The following is a 20,099-nucleotide window of genomic DNA, read 5'->3' on the forward strand; positions in this document are numbered from 1 at the left end:
GTGCTCCCTAGGTGCTGCCACCGGTCAGTCAGCGCTCCGGCCGATCTGGACGTTCTCCAGGATGCCGACGGCGTCGGGCACGAGGATGGCCATCGAGTAGTAGGCGGTGACGAGGTACTTGACGATCGCGGCGTCGTCGATGCCCATGAAGCGGACGTTCAGGCCGGGTTGGAACTCGTCGGGGATACCGGTCTGGTGCAGGCCGACGACGCCCTGGTCCGCCTCGCCGGTGCGCAGCGCGATGATGCTGCTGGTGTGCACGTCGCTGATCGGGATCTTGCCGCACGGGAAGATCGGGACGCCCCGCCAGGCGGGCACCTCGTGCCCGTCGACGCTGGCCGAACCGGGCACCAGGCCACGCTTGTTGCACTGCCGGAAGAAGGCCGCGATCGCCTTGGGATGGGCGAGGAAGAGCTTCGTCTTGCGGCGCATGGACAGCAGCTCGTCCATGTCGTCGGGGGTGGGCGGACCGGTGTAGGTGCTGATCCGCTGGCCGTAGTCGGCGCTGTGCAGCAGCCCGAACTCCCGGTTGTTGACCAGCTCCCACTCCTGGCGCTCGCGGATCTCCTCGACCGTGAGCCGGAGTTGCTGCTGGGTCTGGTCCATCGGGTGGTTGTAGAGGTCGGCGACCCGGCTGTGCACCCGCAGCACGGTCTGGGTCAGCGAGAGCGGGTACTCGCGCGGGGCGAGGTCGTAGTCGACGAAGCCGCCGGGCAGCGTCGGCTCGCCGACGTGCCCCGCCTGCACCGGTACGTCCGCCTCGCCCTTGCGGTTCATCGGGCGCTGCTGGCGCTCCGCGTAGGCCGTCAGGTGCGCGGCCAGGGACGGCACGCGGTCGGTGAACTCCCTCAGCACGTCCCAGGGCAGCACCATGAGCACGCCCGGGGTCTCCGCCCGGACCGAGCTGCGCCACTTCGGGTCGGCCTGGCCGAGCGCCTCCTCCCCGATCTGGTCGCCGTCGGTGACGACGCCGGTGACCTCCTCCCCGCCGTACTTGCCGGCGGTGTAGCGGGTGAACCGCCCGTGGACGACCAGGTACGCCTCGGTGGCGGGCTGACCGGTCTCGAAGAGCACCTGCCCGGGGCGGACCTCCCGGACGGTGAAGCGGCCGGCGAGCTCCCGGAGGACGTCGGGCTCGTCGTAGCCGCGCAGCACCGGCAGTTCGGTGAGGGTCTCGGGAATCACCTTGATGTCGTCCGCGCCGTTGTGGTCGAACTGGACCCGGCCGCGACCGATCCGGAGCGTGAGGCGCCGGTTGACCCGGTAGGTGCCACCCTTGACGTCCACCCACGGCAGCGACTTGAGCAGCCAGCGCGAGGTGATGCCCTGCATCTGGGGCTCGGACTTGGTGGTGGTCGCGAGCTGCCGCGCGGCCTGGGTACTGAGGCTGGTGAGCGCACTGTCTGCGGGCGGCACGAGGTCGGGCTCGTCGGTAGCGGAACCGGTGGCGTTGTCCGGCACGGGCACTTTCCCTCCCGGGACATGAAACAGAAGTGAGCAAAGAAGGCCGGCCGTAAGGGAGTTGGCCGTGCGCAGCTACCAGCGAAACAGGCTGGAGATCATCTCGGTACGGCGCGAAGGGGGGCGGCTTCGCATCCGGAAGTCATAAACCCCAAGTCGTTGCGTTCAGCGCGCGAGCGCACAACTACGCGCCCCCGTCTGCGATATGCGCCGGGTTGACGTCGCGGGAGGCGGTGTGCGCACCCCTGCCGTGCGCGGGCCACGCGCCCTGACCGACGCCTCCGGCGAGCAGGCTGTCGACTCGCTGACGGAGCGCCGACAAAGCCCTGGCGGCGCGCTCCCGGGGCGGCGCGCTCCCGGCACGGTAATCCGCAGGCAAATTAGGTTAATTATCAATCGTTGCGCGTTCAATAATAGGTCGCCTTTGGGTTTCTCCGTCTTTTGGCCCAGGGAATTCCGGGAAGGCGCGGGACCAAAGTCCCGCGAAGTGTCTTGATTGTGTTACCGCGCCCCTTTCTTCGATCCGCTGTTACAAACCCGACGGATTGCCGTGATGTGGGATGAATAACTTCCGAGACGTCGCCGCCCACCGGGGCGGATGACCACCGACTCGGACCTGCAAAGGAACTCCCGATGACTTCCTCCCCGCGCACGACCATGCGTCGCCGCAACCTCGTCCGTACTTCCGCAATAGCCGCCGTCGCGGGCTCGGCGCTGCTGCTCCCGGCCGCCGCCGCGTTCGCCGACAATCCGGCGCCCGAGAACTCGACGATCCCGAATGCCGAGCAGGGCAAGAAGCAGGACGACGCCCAGCACCAGGACAAGGGCGGTCAGGAGAAGGACGGCCAGGACAAGGGCAGCCAGGACAAGAGCGGCCAGGACAAGGACAAGAACGGCCGGGACAAGAGCGGCCAGGACAAGGACAAGAAGGCGGAGCGGAAGCTGATCCGCACCCAGAACCTCGCCGGCGGCTTCACCGCCAAGGTCTACAAGCTGGGCCAGAACCACTTCCAGGCCGACATGTACGCCAAGGCCCCCGACACCGGAAAGCTGGTCAAGTACGACACGTTGGAGACCAAGGGCGGTAAGCCCGCCTACGGCCAGCACAACGGCGCCCACTTCGTGCTCCAGCCCGACGGCTCGATGAGCTCCTGGGTCGAGGGCGGGAAGAAGCAGGACCACAAGAAGCCCGACCACAACAAGTCCGGCCACAAGGACGCCAAGGGCAAGAACGGCAACGGCACGAAGAACAGCCAGGGCAAAGTCATTCCCAAGGGCGGCGTCAAGGCCGGCGCCGAAGGCGTCGAGCCCGCCGACCACACCCTGCTCGCCGCCGGTGGCGGTGCCGCCGCGGCCGCCGCGGGCCTCGGCTTCACCGTGCTGCACCGCCGCCGGGTCGCCGGTCGCTCCGGCGACAACGGCTGAACCACCCCGGAAACGCCCGGGAATTGAGGTGGCCCGCTCCTCCCTCACCGGAGCGGGCCACCGCCCTCCCGCCCACTCCCCGCACCGTCCGTCCCGCCTGCACCTGGAGTCGTCGTGAACCCCACCCCCGCCCCCCGCCTCGGCCGCATCGCGACCTGTGCCGCGCTCGCCCTCGCCGTCGCCGGCGGGCTGACGGCCTGCGGCAGCGGCGGAGCCCCCGGCCCCGACGTCAACGTCAAGAACGCCGCGACCACACCGGCCAAGGAGACCGCACCGCCGATGGCCCCCGCCAAGCCCAAGCGGCTTCAGATCCCCTCCGCGGGCGTGAACGCCGGACCGTTCGTACCGCTGGAGGTGGGCGACGACGGGGAGTTGGGCGTGCCGCCGGTGAACAAGGCCGAGCAGCCCGGCTGGTGGACCAAGAGCCCCACCCCGGGCGAGAAGGGCGCCTCGGTCATCGTCGCCCACTACGACACCAAGAACGGCCCGGCCCTGATGCGCAACGTCAAGAACATCAAGGTCGGCGACGAGATCAAGGTGCAGCGCGAGGACGGCTCCACCGCCACCTTCAAGATCCGCGAACGCCAGCAGGTCAAGAAGGACGCCTTCCCGACCCAGAAGGTCTACGGCGACACCGACCGCGCCGAACTGCGCCTGCTCACCTGCGGCGGCGAGATCGTCGGCGGCCACCGCTCCGCCAACATCATCTTCTACGCCGACCTCGTGAAGTGAGCCGCAGTGTGCCCCGCGCCCGAACATGCCCGGTAGTGAAGTGACCCGTACGCACCCGATCGCCCGTGCCCTGGCCCTGACCGCGACCGTCGCGGCGTTGGCCGCCTGCGCCGCCTGGCTGCTCACCGGCTGCGGCACCCCCGGCGAGGCCCACAGCGCCGGCCCCGCCCCGACCGCCTCCGCCCCGGTGCGGCTGTGGCCGGGCCAGAAGGCCGCCACCACCCCGCCGGTCGAACCGGGCCCGCAGGCCGGCGAACGCGTCCCCGGCATCCCCGCCCACCCCGACGGGAACATCCACGCGCTCGCCGCCCTCGACATCGTCAAGGCCGAGATCACGGCGCGGCCGCACACCTACAGCGGCCCCGACGGGATGGACGACGACACCGCCCGCAAGATCCTGGACTGCACCGCACCCGGAGCCGGTTGCCCGCTGCGGACCCCGCAGTACCACGACCTGACCGGCAACGGCCGCGACGACCTGATCGTGGGCTTCGACATGGCCGAGGGCTCCGTCGGCCTGCGCGCCTACACCCTCGACCCGGAGGGGCACCTGATCCGCATCCTCGCCACCTCCGACATCCCGTTCTCGGTCGAGGTGGCCGGCCGCGAGCTGATCGTGCGCAGCCCGGCCCAACTCGCCGGCTACGAGACCCGTTACGTCTGGGCCTGGGACGCGGCCCTGCACAGCATGCGACTGGCCCGCCAGGAGATCCGCAAGATCCACCCCACCCCCGCGGACCGCAGCTCATGATCCGCATCCTGCTGCGCCGCGCCACCCGCCTGCTGCGGCTGGTGCGCCCCGGCCTGCCCGGCTGGACGGCCACCCTCTACGGCAAGTTCGCGCTCTTCATCACCGTCATGTGCTGCGGACTGGCCCTGGTCCTCGGCCTGTTGGTGCACACCTCGGTCACCCGACAGACCGTCCAACAGGCCCAGAAGGAGGCCCTCGCCGGCCTCGCCCGCGCCACCGACGCCTATGTCGCGGGCGAGTCGATCGGCAAGGACGCCCGCATCGACCCCGCCGAACTGCCCGAACCCCTGCGCCGGATCGCCCTCAGCGGCCGCCGCGGCACCCAACTCGGCACCTACCACGGCATACCCACCATGTGGGCGGCCGGCCCCGCCGACGCCCGGGTGCTCGCCTACGCGCTCGACTACAGCGCCCAGGAACGCAGCAGCACCGCCCTGACCCGCTCCATCATGGGCTCCTCCGCCCTGGCCATCGCGCTGACCCTGCTCATCGGCTTTTTCGCGGTCTCCCGCATCACCCGCCGGCTGCACTCCACCGCCCGCGTCGCCCGCCGGATCAGCGCCGGCGACCTCGACGCCCGCGTCGACGACCAGCGCGCCGGATGCCCCGCCCGCTCCCACGACGAGGTCACCGTCGTCTCCAACGCCCTGGACACCATGGCCGCCGCCCTCCAGAACCGCCTCCAGGTCGAACAGCGCTTCACCGCGGACGTCGCCCACGAACTGCGGACCCCGCTGACCGGACTGCACGCCGCCGCCGAACTGCTGCCGCCGTCCCGCCCCACCCAACTCGTCCAGGACCGCGTCCGGGCGCTGTGCCGCCTCACCGAGGACCTGTTGGAAATATCCCGCCTGGACGCCGACGCCGAACGGGCCGACCTGGACGCCTGTGAGCTCGGCCCGATCGCCCAACGGGCCGTCCTCGCCTCGGGGTTGGCGACCGAGGTCACCGTCCTGCGCGAGGCGCTCGTCAGGACCGACCGCCGCCGCCTGGAACGCGTCCTGTGCAACCTGATCGCCAACGCCCACAAGCACGGCGCCACCCCGGTCGCCCTCACCGTCGATGGCCCGACCGTGACCGTGCGCGACCACGGCGGCGGCTATCCCGGCTACCTCCTGGAACACGGCCCCCAACGCTTCCGCACCAACACCACCCACGCCGGCCGCAGCGGACACGGCCTGGGCCTGACCATCGCCCTCGGCCAGGCACGCACCCTCGGCGCCACGCTGACCTTCGCCAACGCCCCGGACGGCGGCGCCCTCGCGACCCTCGCCCTCCCCACCGCCTGAACCGACGGGCACCGCCCCGCCGTTGGAGGCCCGGCCCGAGCACCGACCGCACGTTCCGGTGCGCGGTGCCCGGGGCAGGAGCGGCCGGGCTCGGGCCGTACTGCGGGCGGGAGTTGCTCTGCGCTCAGGACGAGGGCTTGCCGCAGTCGCAGGCGCCCACCCGCTCGGGCTGCGCCGGCGGGCTGATCGGCGCCAGGTGATGGACCCGGGCCGGCGGCAGGTTCCCCAACACGGTCTCCGTGCGGAAGGTGTGCCGGCGCAGGATGCGGCGCAGTACGCCGAGACCGGCAAGGGTGCGCTCGCGGTCGTCCCCGTCGGCGAGCGTCCGGCGCATGGTTTCGCCGCCTACGTAGCCGAAGAAGGACAGCGTGCCGCCGGGCCGCAGGGACCCGAGGAGCCGGTCGAAGATGTCCTCCGTCGTCCGCGCATCGAAGTTGGCGAACGGCAGGCCGCACACGATGGTGTCGTAGGAGCCGAGCTCGTGCTCCTGGATCAGGCCCGTCCGGATGCGCAGCCGCGGGTCGTCGGCATAGGTCTGCCGCAACAGGGTGGCGAAGCGCGGGTTGGCCTCGATCAGGTCCAGGGTGTCCTGGCCGCCGAGCGAGCCGGTGATGTACCGCGTCACCGCCCCGGTACCGGGCCCCACCTCAAGGACCGCGCGGGAGCGGCCCGGGTTGGGGATCATGTACCGGGTGAGGGCCCTGCAGAGCCGGGCGCTGCTGGGGGCGATGGCCCCCACGTCCCGACGGCTCTTCGCGTATTCCCGCAGGAACAGCGTTACTTCAGTCACGCCGCCAGCCATCCATCTCTCTAGTTGCTTGCGAAATTGTCGAGGTGTGAGTGAGGACACCTGCTTAGACGCCGTACCGGGCGACAGCGTGCCGATCAGCATGCCCTCGAACTGGTAAAGCAACTGGAAAGTGATCGGGGAGGCGTGGTGAAGGTGGCGTGCCGGTGTCTCCATTCCGCGGTCACGCGGTCCGGTGCGCACCGGAAGATCGCCTGGTGGGCGCATGGCCGGGTTTCGCCAGGTCGTGGGTGCCGGGACGGGCTTCGGGGGACCTTTGCCAAGGTGTGGGGATTTACGCGGACTTGGCGCGTTCTGAGGCGCCCGTGAGGCAGTGCGGTGCGTGAGCGCACGCGAACGCGCCGTGCCCGGCACCGTAGTCGGCGCCGGGCACGGCGGTATGGGTTTTCCAGTCGGCCAGTCGGCCAGTCGGCCAGTCGGGATGTGGCTCAGGCGGTCGGCAGCCACTCCGCGCGCTGCGAGCCGCGAGGCACCAGGATCTGTCGGTAGGCGCCGGGGGTGTCCGACATCTTCACCTGGTCGGTGATGCCCTGGTAGTGGCCGAGCGGCGTCTCCGCGGTGAAGACCTCGGGGTCGGGGTAGGCGTGGCGGTCGCCGGTGCCGGCCACCTGTTGGGCGTAGGACTTGTCGAAGATGCCCATCGACAGGATCCACAGGGCGACGCGGGAGAGCGAGACGTGCACCCGGTAGCTGCCGCCGTCGACGGCGCGGCGCCGCAGGGCCTCGGTGATGCCGGCGGTCAGGAACCACGAGACGAGGTAGTCGTTGACGACCGTGATGGGCGGCAGGGCGGGCTCGTCGCCGTCGCCTTCCAGGTGCAGCAGGCCGGTGAGCGCGCCGGCGGTCTGGTCGAAGCCGAGGTAGTCGCGCCACGGGCCGGTCTGGCCGTTGAGCGAGACGGTGGCGTAGACCAGGCCGGGGCGCCGGGCGGTGGCCTCTTCCTCGGACAGGCCGATGGAGTCGAGGAACCCGGGGCGGCGGTTGGCGTAGAACACGTCGGCACCGGACTGGAGTTGGTGGATGCGGGCCAGCCCCTCCGGCGTGTAGGGGCTGATCGTCGCGGAGCGGACGCCGACGCTGGTCGTCAGGTAGGTGACATCGTGCTCCAGCTCGTAGGGTCGCCACAGGTTGAGCACATCGGCGCCGTGCAGGGCCATCGCGCGGCCGGCGCCGGCGCCGGCGATGATGTGGCCCATGCCCAGCGCGCGCACCCCGTCCAGCGGGGCGCTCGCGCCCGCGGGCAGCGGCTCGGGCGCGCTGTCGCCGACCCGGGTGATCTCCACCAGCGGCATGTCGGCCAGTACGTCGGTGTATTGACGTTCCGTCAGGATCTCGCTGGGGGTGCGGACCATCGGCATGACGCAGCCGGCCTGGGCACCGGCCCGCTCCAGCTCGCGGGCGTCCCACTTGGCGATCGCGGCCGCGACGTGCTCGGGGACGTCACCGACGCCGAGCAGCCGCTCCGCTGCGACCTTGATGTTGGGGTAGATGTTGAAGGGCATCATCCAACGGCCGTCGGCGGTCCGGTAGAAGTTGTTGGCGAGCGCCATGTTGATGATGGAGGGATGGCCGCCGGTGTAGCCGTTGAGGAGTTCCCACTTCTGCTCGTAGAACGGGCACAGGCGGTGCGGGCCCACCCGCAGGTCCATGTGAATGTCCTGGCCGCGGCCGGTGCGGTCCTTCCAAAGCGCCGCGAGGGCCGCGGACTTGGCGACCAGCGCGATGCCGGAGGCAGCGCCCAGGCGCAGCGTGCTGGGCACCACCGGGTCCGCGCCCTCGAAGGTGATCGCGCCGCCGGTGTCCTGCGGCGTCAACCCGATGCCGGCGAGCACCTCGGCCGTCTCCGCCTGGACGTCGAACGCGTCGTCGGTGGCGGGGTTGGCGATCGCCCGGTTGATCTTTTCGGTGAGGGACATGGCCTCTTCGTTTCTCGGGTGTGTGCGGATGGTGGGTCAGGCGCGTTCGGCGGAGCCGGAGTTGGCGTCCGGCGTCTCGCCCAGGGCGCGCATGAGGGCGATCTGGGCGCGGTCGCGCACGGCGGCGAGCTGCGCGACGGTGTCGTCGCCGAAGGCTTCGCGTGCCTGGCTGACGAGGGTGGCGACGGTGGTGTCGTCGAAGGTGGGGTTGCCCAGCGCCGGCCACATGTCGGTCGCCATCGCACGGCCGAGGTGCTCGATGAAGTGGGGCAGCCCCTCGGGCCCGCCGCCGAGGTGGAAGGTGCGGAACGGCCCGCCGACGGCCCACCGCAGCCCGATCGACGCGGTGACGATGTCGTCGAGCTCTTGCTCGGTCACCACGCCCTGGGCGACGAGGGAGACGGCCTCGCGGAAGAGGGCGGACTGGAGGCGGTTGGCGACGAAGCCGGGGATCTCCTTGCGCAGCACCTGCGGCCGCTTGCCCAGCGCGGCGTAGAACGCCCGGGCCCGTTCGACGACGGCGGGGGAGGTCTGCCGACCGGGCACGATCTCCACCAGCGGCACCAGGTGCGGCGGGTTGAACGGATGGCCCACCACCAGCCGTTCGGGGTGCCGCAGCGCCTCGGCGATCGCGGTGGCCGGAATGCTGGAGGTCGAGGTGGCGAGCAGTGCGTGCGCGGGGGCGGACCGCTCGATGGTCCCCCAGATCTGCTGTTTGAGCTCCAACCGCTCCGGGCCGTTCTCCTGGACGATGTCCACGTCCGCGACGGCGGTGGCCAGGTCGGCCTCGAAGCGGAGGCCGTCGGTGAGGTGGTCGGTGGGCAGGCCGAGGGCGGCCAGGGCGGGGGTGATCTCGTCCAGGCCCGCGCGGACGAGGTCCTCGATGTCTGGCCGGGGGTCGTTGATGACGACGTCGATGCCGCGGGCGAGGAAGAGACCGGCCCAGGAAATGCCGATCACACCGCCGCCGATGATCGCGGCACGCCGGTAGGAGTCCAGCGCGGCAGTTCCGTCCCGGCCGGGGGTGGCGGCCGGGGCGGGCGCAGGGGTGGAGGTCATGGTTGCGCAGCTTTCTCGAATGTCTGGAACTTCTCGAAGCAGATGTGCCTGGCGCGGGCGCACCGGGCTGGCTGAGGTACGCGGGCGGGGCGGCTACCGACTGGCCCGCGGGCGCCCTCAGGCGGCGAGGTAGTCGTAGACCGGCTCGACGGGGTTGAGGCTCAGGTCGGTGACGAGGTGACTGGCGCGGACGACTTCGCGTACCGGCAGGTCCGCGAGCGGGGCCAGCGCGTGGCCGAAGAGCTCCAGGCGGGCCGGGCCGGTGAAGGCGCTGTGGACGGTGACGTCGGTGATCCGGGTGCGGACCAACTCGCAGATGCGGGGCGTGCCGTCGTAGTGCGGCACGGTCTTGAGCATGAAGTTGGGGGCGCAGACCTCGGCGCGGGCCGCGTCCAGGTCCAGGGCGTGGTGCTTGTAGCCCATGGTGGCGGTGGCCACCCGCAGGGTGCCGTAGTCGAGGGTGCCGACCAGGGTGTCGGAGTCGACGTAGAGCCGGGGCGCACCGGACTTCTTCGGGTACGCGCTGAGCTCGCGCCCGCTGGAGATCGCCGGCACACTGTCCACGTACATCGCCAGGTTGAACTCGCCCCGCTCACCCTCGTGTTCGACGGAGATCAGCTGGCCCGCCTCGGTGTAGTCGCCCAGCCCGGTGGTGTCGGGCATCCGCATCACCTCGAAGCGGACCACCGGCTCGGCGACGGTCAGCGGCTCGGGAACGAGGCGGCGCAGCGCCTCGGGGTCGGTGCGGTAGTAGATGTTGAGGTATTCGCGGTGGGTGAAGCGGTACCGGGTGGGCGCATAGGCGGGGGAGTCCAGCGGGGTGGTGACCAGCCGCGCGACGTCTTCCTTCTGCATCTTGGCCTCCAGGGAGAGCGGCGTGCCGCCGGACCGCCCACGTCCGTGGCTCAGGGCGCCCGAGGGGTCGCGCCGGCCTCTCCCGCATTCGATTGTCGAGAGGGAGGGCGCCAGGCTCGCTCGCGAAGCGCCCAAGACCCAGTGGACGCCCAGAGACGCATGTCTGTCCAATATATGGACACGTCATGATCGATATTGCTTAGTGTATGGACCGCTCAACGTGCCTGCTCGGAAGGGGTGTTGGCGCCGTCCGTAGTCGAGTCGTCACAGGGATTTGGGGTGCTCGGCCCGCCGCGCCGCTACTTGGCCAGGTAGCCGCCGTCGACCACATGGTCGCTGCCCGTCAGGTACGAGGCGTCGTCGGACACCAGGAACGCCACCAGCGCCGCGACCTCGGCGGGGCCGGCGGTGCGCCCCAGGGGGACGGCGGCGAGCAGGCCGTCGGTGGCGCCGGGCGGCAGCGCCGCCACCATCGGGGTGTCGACGACGCCCGGCGACACGGACAGGACCCGGATGCCCTGCTCGGCGTACTCCCGGGCCGCGGTGCGGGTCAGGGCGAGGACCCCCTGCTTGGCGGCGGCATAGGCGGCGTGCCGGCGGAAGCCCGAATGGGCCGCGATGGAGGCGAGGTTGACGATGACGCCACCCGCGCCGGCCATCGCGGGGAGCTGGCTGCGCATCGCGTGGAAGACGCCGTAGAGGTTCACCTTCAATACGGCGTCGAAGTCGGCGGGCGGGAGCTCGGCCAGCGGGCTCAGCGGGCCGTTGATGCCCGCGCAGTTGACCGCGATCCGCAGACCGCCACGCAGGTCGGCGACCTCCGCGACGACTTGGGCGACGCCGTCCGGATCGGTGACGTCGATCCGGCGTGGCAGGGCCGAGCCACCGGCCGCGGTGATCCGCTCGGCAACCCGGGCCGCGCCGTCCTCGTCAAGGTCCGCAACCACCACCTCGGCACCCTCCGCGGCCAGGCGCACCGCGCACGCCGCACCGATCCCCGAGGCGCCGCCGACGACCAGCGCGAGCCGATCCCGTAGCCGGTCGGACCGCGGCGCGGACCGGGCCGAGGCGTCGAAGGGCCGTGCGGATGCTGGCATGTCTGGCTCCTGCCTGGGGGAGGGGGTGAGGGCGGCGCGGGGCCGGGGACTCAGGACGGGCGGGCGTGCGCGGTCAGTGGCAGGCGGTCCGGGCGCAGCACGGTGCCGACCAGGGGCCGGACGGCGTCGGAGGCGGCCGGTGTCAGACGGCGGTGGGCGGTGAACGCGGCCACGGCCAGGGTCAGTTCGGTCCAGGCGAAGTCCTCGCCGATGCACAGGCGGCTGCCCGCGCCGAACGGTAGGAAGGTGTGCCGGGGCGCCTTCGCGGCGGCCTCGGGGGGCCAGCGGTCCGGCTCGAACTCCTGCGGATTCTCGTAGAGTTGCGGATCGCGGTGCACGGCGTAGGGGCTGAAGAACACCTCGTCGCCGGGGGCCAGTCGGACGTCGCCGAGGGTGACCGGTCGCACCGCGCGGCGCATCAGCAGCCAGGACGGCGGATACAGGCGGAGCGTCTCGGCCAACACCCGTCGTGTGTAGGTGAGTTCGGGCACGTCCTCGAAGCCTGGCGGCCGTCCGTCGAGCACGCCGTCCAACTCGTCGTGGATCCGGCGTTGGACGTCCGGGCGGCGGGAGATCTCGTGCAGTGCCCAGGCCAGCGACGCGCTGACCGTCCCGGTGCCGGCCAGGAAGAGGGTGATCAGTTCGTCGGTCACCTCGGGGTCGGAGAGCGCGCCCTGCGGGCCGCCCGCGAGCAGCAACATCGACAGCAGATCGCCGCGGTCCCGGCCGTCCGCACGGTAGTCATCGATGATCCGGAGCTGAACGTCGACCAACCGTTGCAACGGGCCGGCGTCCGGCGGCCGCCAGCCAGGCAGCAGCGGAACGCGTTCCGCCCAGGCGTGCAGCGGGGACAACGCCAGCCGCATCGAGTGGTACTTGACCGTCAGCCACTCCTTGACGGCCCCGCTCAGCGCGGGATCGTGCGGCTTGGCGAAGAGGGTGCGCAACAGGACGTCCAGGGTCAGGCGGTGGATCTCCGGCACCAGATCGCGGGTGGTGCCAGGCTCCCAGTCAGCGGCCCGTGCCTGGCACCGTTCGGACATCACCCGGGCGTAGCCCGCGATCCGGTCGTGGTGGAAGGCGGGTTGCATCAGCCGGCGATGGCGGAGGTGACGGTCGCCGGCGGCGGTGATCAGCCCGTCGCCGAGCGGAACGCGCAGCGCGTCGAACATCGCCCCCTTGTCGAAGGAACGGGCCTGTACGGTCAGCAACTCCCTGATGTGTTCGGGGTCGTTGACGAGATGCACCGGTCGCGGCCCGATGTAGATCTTCGTCACCGGGCCGTGCCGCCGCAGCCGGCAGAGGAACCCCAACGCGTCATGGTGGAGCGCGCGGGCGTGCCCCACCAACGGCAGACGGCCGGGGGCGGTGGGGACGGTGCGGGCTCCCGGGCGTCGTGACGTGCCTTCGGTGCTCGATCCCATGTCAGCCTGCTTCGCGAGCGGGGGCGACGGCCGGCGCGGTGGCGGCCCGGAGGCGGCGCAACCCGGCGAAGAGGCCGTCGGCGGTCAGTGCGTGGTTCTGGGTGGGGAAGTGCGTCAGCAGCGGGCGCGGACCGTACATCAACGGCACGCCCGGCCAACTGCCGTCCCTGCGCTGGGACTTCACGAGATATTCCAACCCTTGAGCCCAGTACGCGTGCGCGTGGACGCCGCCGCGTTCCAGGGCGGCGAGCGCCAGTCCGGTCGCGGCGGGAGTGCTCGGGTCACCCGCCTCGACGGGCCAACCGCCGTCGGCGTTGCGGGTCGCAGCCAGCGCCAGGGCGGCCGGATGACCGCCCTCGTGCGCCGCCGCGCCCAGGGCCGGCAACACCTCGGCGGTGGCGTACGGAAGCCCCCGGTACCACCCGGCCCGCCAACGCCCCTGCGTCGCCAGGCGTTCGGCGAGCCAGTCACGCGCCGCCGCCAGCGGTATGCGATGCCCGGCGTGGCGGTCCAAGGCGGTGACGACATGGGCGATCACGTCGTCCACCGGAGGGTCGCCGGCGGACTGCCAGGTCCGCCACAGCCCGTCGGGTAACTGCTGCCCGGCCAGGTGGCGCAGACCGGCCCGGATCGTCGCATCCGGGGCGAGGCCCGCCGCGTGCACGCCGCCCAGGGCGATCAGGGCGGCCGCGGTGGTGTCGTTGTCGGACTCCACGCCGGAGCGGTACGGCCAGCCGCCGTCCGCGTTCTGCGCCGCGACCAGGAACGCGACGGCGCCCGGCAGCGCACTGCGGCCGAAGGCCGCCGCACCGCCAAAGACCCGCATGGTCAGCGCGGTGTCCCAGACATCGCTGGTGGCGAAGCGCCAGGTGCCGTCGGGGCGTTGACTGTCGACCAGATACGCGTCGCAGCGCCCGGCCGCCGCCGTGTCCGGGGCGGCGGCCCGGAGCGCGAGGGCGGCGAGGGCGGTGGTGACGGGATTGGCGAAGAAGTCACCCGCGGGGGACTGCCGGTCGGCGATCGCCAGGGCGGCGTGCCTGGCGGACGCCCGGTCGCCGAAGTGGCTCTCCACCAGCGCATGTGCGGCCCAGACCTCCACCTGCGTCCACCGCTTGAGCCGTTCCGGGGACGCCACCGCCGTGGCCAACTGCGCGCGCAGCGCGGCCGGTTCGGCGCCGCCGCGGGTCGGCCGGCCGGCGTGCAGGGCGACGGCCTGGAGCAGCCTGGCGCGGGCCGATAACGCCCGGTCCGCGAAGCCGGCATGGCTGACGTCGACGGGCTCACCGGTGCCCAGCGCCAGGGACCGCAGCGCGCTCTCCACGGCATGGGCCACCGGATGGTGGCGCTGTGGGTCGGGACCGGCGGCCAGCCAGGCACTGCCGCGTTCGACGGCCCGGCCGGCGCCCGGGTGTGGCGATCGCGCCAGGGCCAGCGTGCACAGCGCGGTCTCGGTGATCCGAGGGTCCGGGACGGCACACCACGAACCGTTGCCCAACTGAGTGGCGAGGGCATACTCGGTGGCGCGTTCGACGGCCCCGTGCACCCCGGCCAAAAGGGCCGACGACACCCGAACTCCCGCTACCTCCACCCTCTTTGGCGACTTCGGTGCCCCCGATATCGCGGGTACCGCACATCCTGATGACATCGGTTTCCTGCCCCTCCAACTCCCGCTACGACTCCGCCTCGTCCCACCTGGTCCTGCCTCGTCCCCTGTCGCCCGAGCCGCAGACCTGCGGACGTAGCCTGGCGGCGTGGACACCTCGCAACCGGCCAGTCACCCTCCCCTGGAGATCGTTTCCATAGCGGACACATGCTCCACCGCACTACAGAACATGCCGCCGTTGGAGATCTGGCTCAAAGAGTTCGGACTCCCGGTGAGCGCTTCGCTGGTCCCCCTGATGAGCCTGCAAACCGCCTTCATGACGCCCTGGTTACCGGCCGAAAGCTGCTCCCGGATCTCGCGTCTCATGCTCTGGCTGATGGCGATCGACAACGTCCTGGACGCACCGGACGACCGGCGGGCGGCGGACCGCGCCGGCTCGGACCCCACCGACGCCCGGGTCCGTGCCTGGCACCGCGTCCTCGCAGGTCACGACAGCGGTGCGGCCAGTCCCGACCCCATGGCCCGGGCACTGGCGGACCTCGTCGCGAGCCTGGAGCGCGACGGCCGGCCCGAACTCGTCGCCGTCTGGCGGGAAAGCATGCATCAGACCCTGGACGGCATGGCCCACGAACGCCGGGCGACGCGGACCGCGGCCACCGGCGGCCAACTGCCCCCACTAGCGGACTACTTGACGCACGGCGCCCGGACCATCGGAGTCGAACAGCAGGTCACCGCCCTGTGGACGCTCCTCGACGAACCCGATCTGCCACACCGCCTCCCCGTACTGCTCGGCGCGCTGCGCCAGGCAGCGATCGCCATCCGCCTCCTCAACGACCTGCGCGGACACCACCGCGAACGGGACGAGGGAAAGGTCGACGCGCTCGCCCTCGGCCTGACCGAACAGGAGGCGTACGCCAGGGCGCAGACGGCGATCGACGACTGTCGACGGGTCCTGGCTCCGCTCACCGCCGCCGGGTATGGTTCCGCGGTGGCGCTGGAGCGGGCGGCCCTCTGGCACGCGCGCATGTACCACCGGTTCGACCCCGTACGCCCCGACGGGCCGGCCCCCTCCCCCCTCCCGGCCGGCCCGACCACCACCCCAACCCCCGCGACAGACACCACTCCAAGCCCCCCGAGCAACAACCCAGGCACCACCACAGACACCCGACCCACCCCGCGCACCCCTCGGTCGAAGGAGGCCCCACCCATGGGCATCGAGCAGGAAGTCCTGAGCGAGCAGAAGGCTCTGAGCGAGCAGGAAGTCCTGGACGCCATCGCATCCGGAGGCGAGTGCGACGGCAAGGAACTGGCCGCACTCTTCGACCGACTCGAACCGGTCGACACCGCCCTCCTGATCGGCACGTGGCAGGGCGGCGGCTTCGAGCGGACCAGCGAGAACGCCAGGCTGCTGACGCAGATGCGGTGGTACGGCAAGCGGTTCGTGGACGCCGACCACGTGGAGCCCCTGCTGTGCCGGGACGAGCAGGGTGCGGTGTTCTCCTTCGAGGAGATGGGCCTGGCGACGCTGCACGAGGTGGTCTTCCGCGGCAAGCCGTCCACGGCCATGGTCTACGACCAACTGCCCATCATCGACCACTTCCGCCGGCTCACCGACGACGTCCTCCTGTGCGTGATGGACAAGAAGGGCGCCCCCGCGGACTGCTTCTTCCACCTGACCCGCGTCCAGGCGCCGACCCCCTAACCACCGCACGCCGACGGGCGACCCGCCCGCAACGCACCGCCCCAACTCCCCAAATGGCGCTGCCCGGACGGAAGTTGCTCCGCCCGGGCAGCCCGGCGAGGGGAGTCGAGCTGGCGACTTCACTGACGTTGCGTCAGCTATCTTCGAGGCGTCCTACCGGTTGGTCCAGAGGGGCCGTGACCGCCCAGCGGTACTCATCGCGGAAGTGGCGCCGGATTTCCATGAGTTGGTGCCCACCCCAGGGTCGATGAAAGCCAGTGAGTCGCCGCTGCCGGGCAGGTGGAGTCGTCGTTGGTTGCCCAACACTGGCAGGCGAAGTTCTCAGCGCAGACGATCTCGGATCCATGGCGCAGGTGACGGTGAACCCTCGCGCAACGAACGGCACCATTGAGGCAGCGCGGTCCGAAATGCCTTGCGCATGTCGGCCCGGGCGAAGCGAGCGCATCCAAGGCGATCAGGCCCATGCCGTCCCGCGGTCCGCCTTCGGCGGCTGGACCGCACCATCGGCAGCGGGTTCAGCCAGCTCGCGGATGGCGGGGCCGGTTCCACCGGGCTGGACTGGCGCTCACCTCAGGCCGTGGTCGTCGGGTCGGAGGATTCGGCGGCGCGTCGGTACTCGGCGTTGATGCGTTGGGCCTCTTCGAGCTGGTCTTCGAGGATGACGATCCGGCATGCGGCCTCGATCGGGGTGCCCTGATCGACGAGCTCACGCGCGCGGGCTGCGATCCGCAGCTGGTAGCGGGAGTAGCGGCGGTGTCCACCCTCTGAGCGCAGGGGCGTGATCAGCCGTGCCTCGCCGATGGCGCGCAGGAAGCCAGGAGTGGCGCCGATCATCTCGGCGGCCCGGCCCATGGTGTAGGCGGGGTAGTCGTCGTCATCGAGACGGCCCAGCGATTTGTTTGCTGTCATTTCACCTCTCTGCGGAACGCGTTGAGGGGCCTTGGCGCCGTACGGCACCAAGGCCCCGAAGGAACTAGTACACCATCTGCCGACCATGATGCTGCGTCGGCCTTCTGTTTCCGCATGACCGTCGGGAATGTCGACGGGAGTGCGGGGATCGCGGATGCGTGACCGGAGACCACCTGCCTATCGATGTCCTGCGGTACCCGGGCTCAGTCATGCGCCCGGGCGATCCTGATGGTGATCGATTCCTCCGTTCTTCCCTCTGGTTCATTCGCTCTCTTGCTGATGGCGGCCCCTGATCACCTCGGGCCACCCGGTCCGGTGGTCAGCCCCGTCACCGTCGGGCAACATTCCTGGCTTCGAAACTCCACCACCGGACCGTGATGCGTGCATTGCTCCCCGGCAGTTCGTGTCTGCCGAGCCTGTATCGATCTCGGTTACAACAGAGACCTTAACCAGGCGAGGATCCAATGTCTACTCCAGCGAGGATAGTTTTTTGGGAGTCTGCCGATGAGGTAATCCGGTCCGCTGGCATATGGATGACTGAGGAGGCCGGGCCTGCGGCGATACGGCCACGGTCCGGCACGCAGCGAGGGCCCGACCGGTCGTCCCGGTCGGGCCCTCGCTGTTGTTCTGGTGTCGTCTCGCGCCTGCCCTCGTTGCTCAGGCCACGTTGGTCCCCAGCATGGCGGAAGCCCGCTGGAGCGGGCTGAGAGTGAGCGCGGGCGCGGCCGTGGGGACCGCACGGCAAGTGAAGCCGAGTCGGGTCATGGCCCGGATGACTTCGCCGGCACTGAAGTCGCGGCGGTCCTGACGGGTGATCACCTGGCCGACCTGCTTGACGGGGTACTGGCGCCGCCCGATGATCACCGACTCACCGGTGACCGGCTCGGGCTTGACGCCCTTCATCGATTCCAGCACGCCGGCCTTGGTCAGGTCGAACGGGAAGCGGGCAATGACACAGCGCATGAGACCTCACAAGGAGAGGGGGAGGCGGTGGTGAACCCAATGATTCAGCGGGCGAGGCCGAGGACGTCCAGGGCACTTGGGCGCCCGTCACCCACGGGCAGGGTGCCGGGCCGGTCGCAGCCCTGCGGGTGCGCGGCCTCGGCCTTGGTCGGCGGCGAGGGGAATGGTTCGCTGCCTCCGCTGATGTCACGCAGGCGGATCCGGTCCGTGTATCCGGAGCCGTCACGGACGGCGGTGAGCCGGGCCAGGGTGATCAGGCCGATACGCCTGTCGTCCTCGTCGCAGAGGAGTAGGTGCCCGACTCGGGCGCTGGCCATGACGGACAAGGCGACCTCGACCGTCATGTCGTCCCGGACCCGCGGCCCGGCTTCCTCCGCGGCGTCTGCCACCGCCGTGGGGGTGGTGTCGGCGTTCGTCGGGTGGAGCTGCATCTGAACCAGCGTCAAAAGATGTCTCCTACAGAGAGGGATCAGCTTCCTGACCACGAAGGTGCTAGGCCGCCTTCTCGGCTGGGCGCTGCTGTACGGACACGCGCCGACTCGCCGACGCGGGGCGGCGACGGCCACGGGAGGCGGTGCCGCGCTTGGGGCGTTCGACCACCGGCGCGGTGATGACAACCGGAATTCCGGAGGGAGTCCGGGCACCGGTGATGCGGTGCAGTTCCGGCTCGCCGGAGCGGACCTGGGTGACCTGCGGCCGGATCCCGGCGTCCGACATGAGGCGGACCATGCCGCGGCGCTGATGCGGCGTGACGAGGGTGACGACGCTGCCGGACTCGCCGGCGCGGGCGGTACGGCCGCCGCGGTGCAGGTAGTCCTTGTGGTCGGTCGGCGGGTCGACGTTGACGACGAGGTCGAGGTTGTCGACGTGGATGCCGCGGGCGGCGACATTTGTGGCGACGAGCACGGTGACGTGCCCGGTCTTGAACTGCTGCAGGGTGCGGGTGCGCTGGGGCTGTGACTTCCCGCCGTGCAGCGCGGCCGCACGCACGCCGCTGTTGAGCAGGTCCTGAGTCAGTCGGTCGACGGCGTGTTTGGTGTCCAGGAACATGATCACGCGGCCGTCGCGGGCTGCGATCTCGGTGGTGGTGGCGTGCTTGTCGGCGCCCTGGACATGCAGAACGTGGTGCTCCATCGTCGTGACCGCACCGGCCGACGGGTCGACCGAGTGGACAACGGGGTCGGTCAGGTACCGGCGCACCAGGAGGTCGACGTTGCGGTCCAGCGTGGCGGAGAACAGCAGGCGCTGCCCCTCGGGGCGCACCTGGTCGAGCAGCGCGGTGACCTGCGGCATGAAGCCCATGTCCGCCATCTGGTCGGCTTCGTCCAGCACGACGATGCCGACCTGGCTCAGTCGGCACTCACCACGGTCGATGAGGTCCTTGAGACGGCCCGGGGTCGCCACCACGATCTCGGCTCCGCCGCGCAGCGCGCCGGCCTGTCGACCGATCGACACCCCGCCGACGACCGTGGCCAGGCGGAGCCTGACGGCGCGGGCGTAGGGAGTGAGCGCGTCGGTCACCTGCTGGGCGAGCTCGCGGGTGGGTACGAGGATCAGCCCCAGCGGTTGGCGGGGCTCGGCGCGTTGTCCGGCGATGCGGGAGAGCAGGGCGAGCCCGAAGGCGAGGGTCTTGCCGGAGCCGGTGCGCCCACGGCCCAAGATGTCACGGCCTGCTAGGGAGTTCGGCAGCGTCGCACCCTGGATCGGGAACGGTGCGGTGACACCCTGCCTGCCGAGTTCGGCCAGCAACTGCGGGGACATGTCGAGATCGGCGAAGTCCTCCACGGCGGGAATCGCGGGAGTGATCGTTGTGGGAAGCGCGAACTCACGCTGCGGCGCAGCGTTCCGACGGCCGTAACCGCCGGACCGAGCGGGCCCGCCGGAACGGCGCGGGGCCGGCGAACCGAAGTGTCGCCCGCCCTTTCCCGCATCGGTACTGCCGCCACGGGTGCGGCTGAAACGGTCGTTCGTACGTGTGCGGTTCATGTGGGAACCTTCCTCGATGCGGTGCATATCAAGGAATTCCCGCCAGAACGAACGGCGCAGAGAATTACAAGAATGTACCGATGGAAAACGGCAGCGGAGCTGACCGGCAAAAAGAATGC

General features: G+C 70.8%; 17 protein-coding genes. 5 read left to right on the forward strand and 12 right to left on the reverse strand.

Going from position 1 to position 20,099, the window contains the following annotated elements; translation table 11 throughout:
• Window positions 1-24 precede the first annotated feature (24 nt).
• Window positions 25-1,467, reverse strand: a complete 1,443-nt coding sequence (locus ACFVFQ_RS00225) for a family 2B encapsulin nanocompartment shell protein (RefSeq protein WP_383405922.1) — start codon at window positions 1,465-1,467, stop codon at window positions 25-27.
• Between the two features lie 627 nt (window positions 1,468-2,094).
• On the opposite strand from ACFVFQ_RS00225, the gene ACFVFQ_RS00230 reads away from it, so the two are divergent.
• The 4 genes from ACFVFQ_RS00230 to ACFVFQ_RS00245 all read left to right on the forward strand — a co-directional run bounded on the left by ACFVFQ_RS00230 (window position 2,095) and on the right by ACFVFQ_RS00245 (window position 5,658).
• Window positions 2,095-2,886: a hypothetical protein gene (locus tag ACFVFQ_RS00230; protein WP_383405925.1), complete on the forward strand. Its 792-nt coding sequence runs from the start codon at window positions 2,095-2,097 to the stop codon at window positions 2,884-2,886.
• 114 nt (window positions 2,887-3,000) lie between these two features.
• Window positions 3,001-3,618, forward strand: coding sequence for a class F sortase (locus tag ACFVFQ_RS00235; RefSeq protein WP_383405928.1), 618 nt, complete (start codon window positions 3,001-3,003; stop codon window positions 3,616-3,618).
• 40 nt (window positions 3,619-3,658) lie between these two features.
• Window positions 3,659-4,369, forward strand: coding sequence for a hypothetical protein (locus ACFVFQ_RS00240; protein WP_383405931.1), 711 nt, complete (start codon window positions 3,659-3,661; stop codon window positions 4,367-4,369).
• Complete coding sequence (locus ACFVFQ_RS00245) at window positions 4,366-5,658, forward strand: ATP-binding protein (RefSeq protein ID WP_383405933.1); 1,293 nt, start codon at window positions 4,366-4,368, stop codon at window positions 5,656-5,658. Before ACFVFQ_RS00240 ends, ACFVFQ_RS00245 begins: the two co-directional genes overlap by 4 nt.
• A 124-nt stretch (window positions 5,659-5,782) precedes the next feature.
• Here ACFVFQ_RS00245 and ACFVFQ_RS00250 read toward each other — a convergent pair whose 3' ends face one another.
• From ACFVFQ_RS00250 to ACFVFQ_RS00280, 7 genes are all read right to left on the reverse strand, one after another.
• Window positions 5,783-6,448, reverse strand: a complete 666-nt coding sequence (locus ACFVFQ_RS00250) for a class I SAM-dependent methyltransferase (protein WP_383405936.1) — start codon at window positions 6,446-6,448, stop codon at window positions 5,783-5,785.
• Between the two features lie 446 nt (window positions 6,449-6,894).
• Complete coding sequence (locus ACFVFQ_RS00255) at window positions 6,895-8,382, reverse strand: CoA transferase (RefSeq protein ID WP_383405941.1); 1,488 nt, start codon at window positions 8,380-8,382, stop codon at window positions 6,895-6,897.
• Window positions 8,383-8,418: 36 nt separating this feature from the next.
• Entirely contained in the window at window positions 8,419-9,441 is a 1,023-nt protein-coding gene (locus ACFVFQ_RS00260; protein ID WP_383405946.1) for a 3-hydroxyacyl-CoA dehydrogenase NAD-binding domain-containing protein, read from the reverse strand.
• Between the two features lie 117 nt (window positions 9,442-9,558).
• Window positions 9,559-10,296 (reverse strand): acetoacetate decarboxylase, encoded by a 738-nt coding sequence (locus ACFVFQ_RS00265; RefSeq protein WP_383405949.1) that lies wholly within the window; start codon window positions 10,294-10,296, stop codon window positions 9,559-9,561.
• A gap of 299 nt (window positions 10,297-10,595) precedes the next feature.
• Window positions 10,596-11,393 carry an SDR family NAD(P)-dependent oxidoreductase gene (locus ACFVFQ_RS00270; protein ID WP_383405955.1) on the reverse strand — a complete coding sequence of 266 codons (798 nt, stop codon included), beginning with the start codon at window positions 11,391-11,393 and terminating at the stop codon, window positions 10,596-10,598.
• 50 nt (window positions 11,394-11,443) lie between these two features.
• Window positions 11,444-12,817, reverse strand: a complete 1,374-nt coding sequence (locus ACFVFQ_RS00275; RefSeq protein WP_383405958.1) for a cytochrome P450 — start codon at window positions 12,815-12,817, stop codon at window positions 11,444-11,446.
• A gap of 1 nt (window position 12,818) precedes the next feature.
• Window positions 12,819-14,384 carry a prenyltransferase/squalene oxidase repeat-containing protein gene (locus ACFVFQ_RS00280; protein WP_383405961.1) on the reverse strand — a complete coding sequence of 522 codons (1,566 nt, stop codon included), beginning with the start codon at window positions 14,382-14,384 and terminating at the stop codon, window positions 12,819-12,821.
• Between the two features lie 184 nt (window positions 14,385-14,568).
• Here ACFVFQ_RS00280 and ACFVFQ_RS00285 point away from each other — a divergent pair, with 184 nt between their 5' ends.
• Window positions 14,569-16,122, forward strand: a complete 1,554-nt coding sequence (locus tag ACFVFQ_RS00285; RefSeq protein ID WP_383405964.1) for a DUF4334 domain-containing protein — start codon at window positions 14,569-14,571, stop codon at window positions 16,120-16,122.
• A 570-nt stretch (window positions 16,123-16,692) separates the two neighbouring features.
• Here the strand turns inward: ACFVFQ_RS00285 and ACFVFQ_RS00290 are convergent.
• From ACFVFQ_RS00290 to ACFVFQ_RS00305, 4 genes are all read right to left on the reverse strand, one after another.
• Complete coding sequence (locus ACFVFQ_RS00290) at window positions 16,693-17,031, reverse strand: MerR family transcriptional regulator (protein ID WP_383405967.1); 339 nt, start codon at window positions 17,029-17,031, stop codon at window positions 16,693-16,695.
• A 657-nt stretch (window positions 17,032-17,688) separates the two neighbouring features.
• Window positions 17,689-17,994 carry an SCO5918 family protein gene (locus ACFVFQ_RS00295; RefSeq protein ID WP_383405970.1) on the reverse strand — a complete coding sequence of 102 codons (306 nt, stop codon included), beginning with the start codon at window positions 17,992-17,994 and terminating at the stop codon, window positions 17,689-17,691.
• Between the two features lie 44 nt (window positions 17,995-18,038).
• Window positions 18,039-18,440 (reverse strand): CBS domain-containing protein, encoded by a 402-nt coding sequence (locus ACFVFQ_RS00300; RefSeq protein WP_383405973.1) that lies wholly within the window; start codon window positions 18,438-18,440, stop codon window positions 18,039-18,041.
• A gap of 46 nt (window positions 18,441-18,486) precedes the next feature.
• On the reverse strand, window positions 18,487-19,980 hold the full coding sequence (locus ACFVFQ_RS00305; RefSeq protein ID WP_383405976.1) for a DEAD/DEAH box helicase: 1,494 nt from the start codon (window positions 19,978-19,980) through the stop codon (window positions 18,487-18,489).
• Window positions 19,981-20,099: the final 119 nt, after the last annotated feature.

Origin of the sequence: Streptomyces sp. NPDC057743, from assembly GCF_042798755.1 — a bacterium.
In the GTDB taxonomy this organism is placed as follows: Bacteria; Actinomycetota; Actinomycetes; order Streptomycetales; family Streptomycetaceae; genus Streptomyces.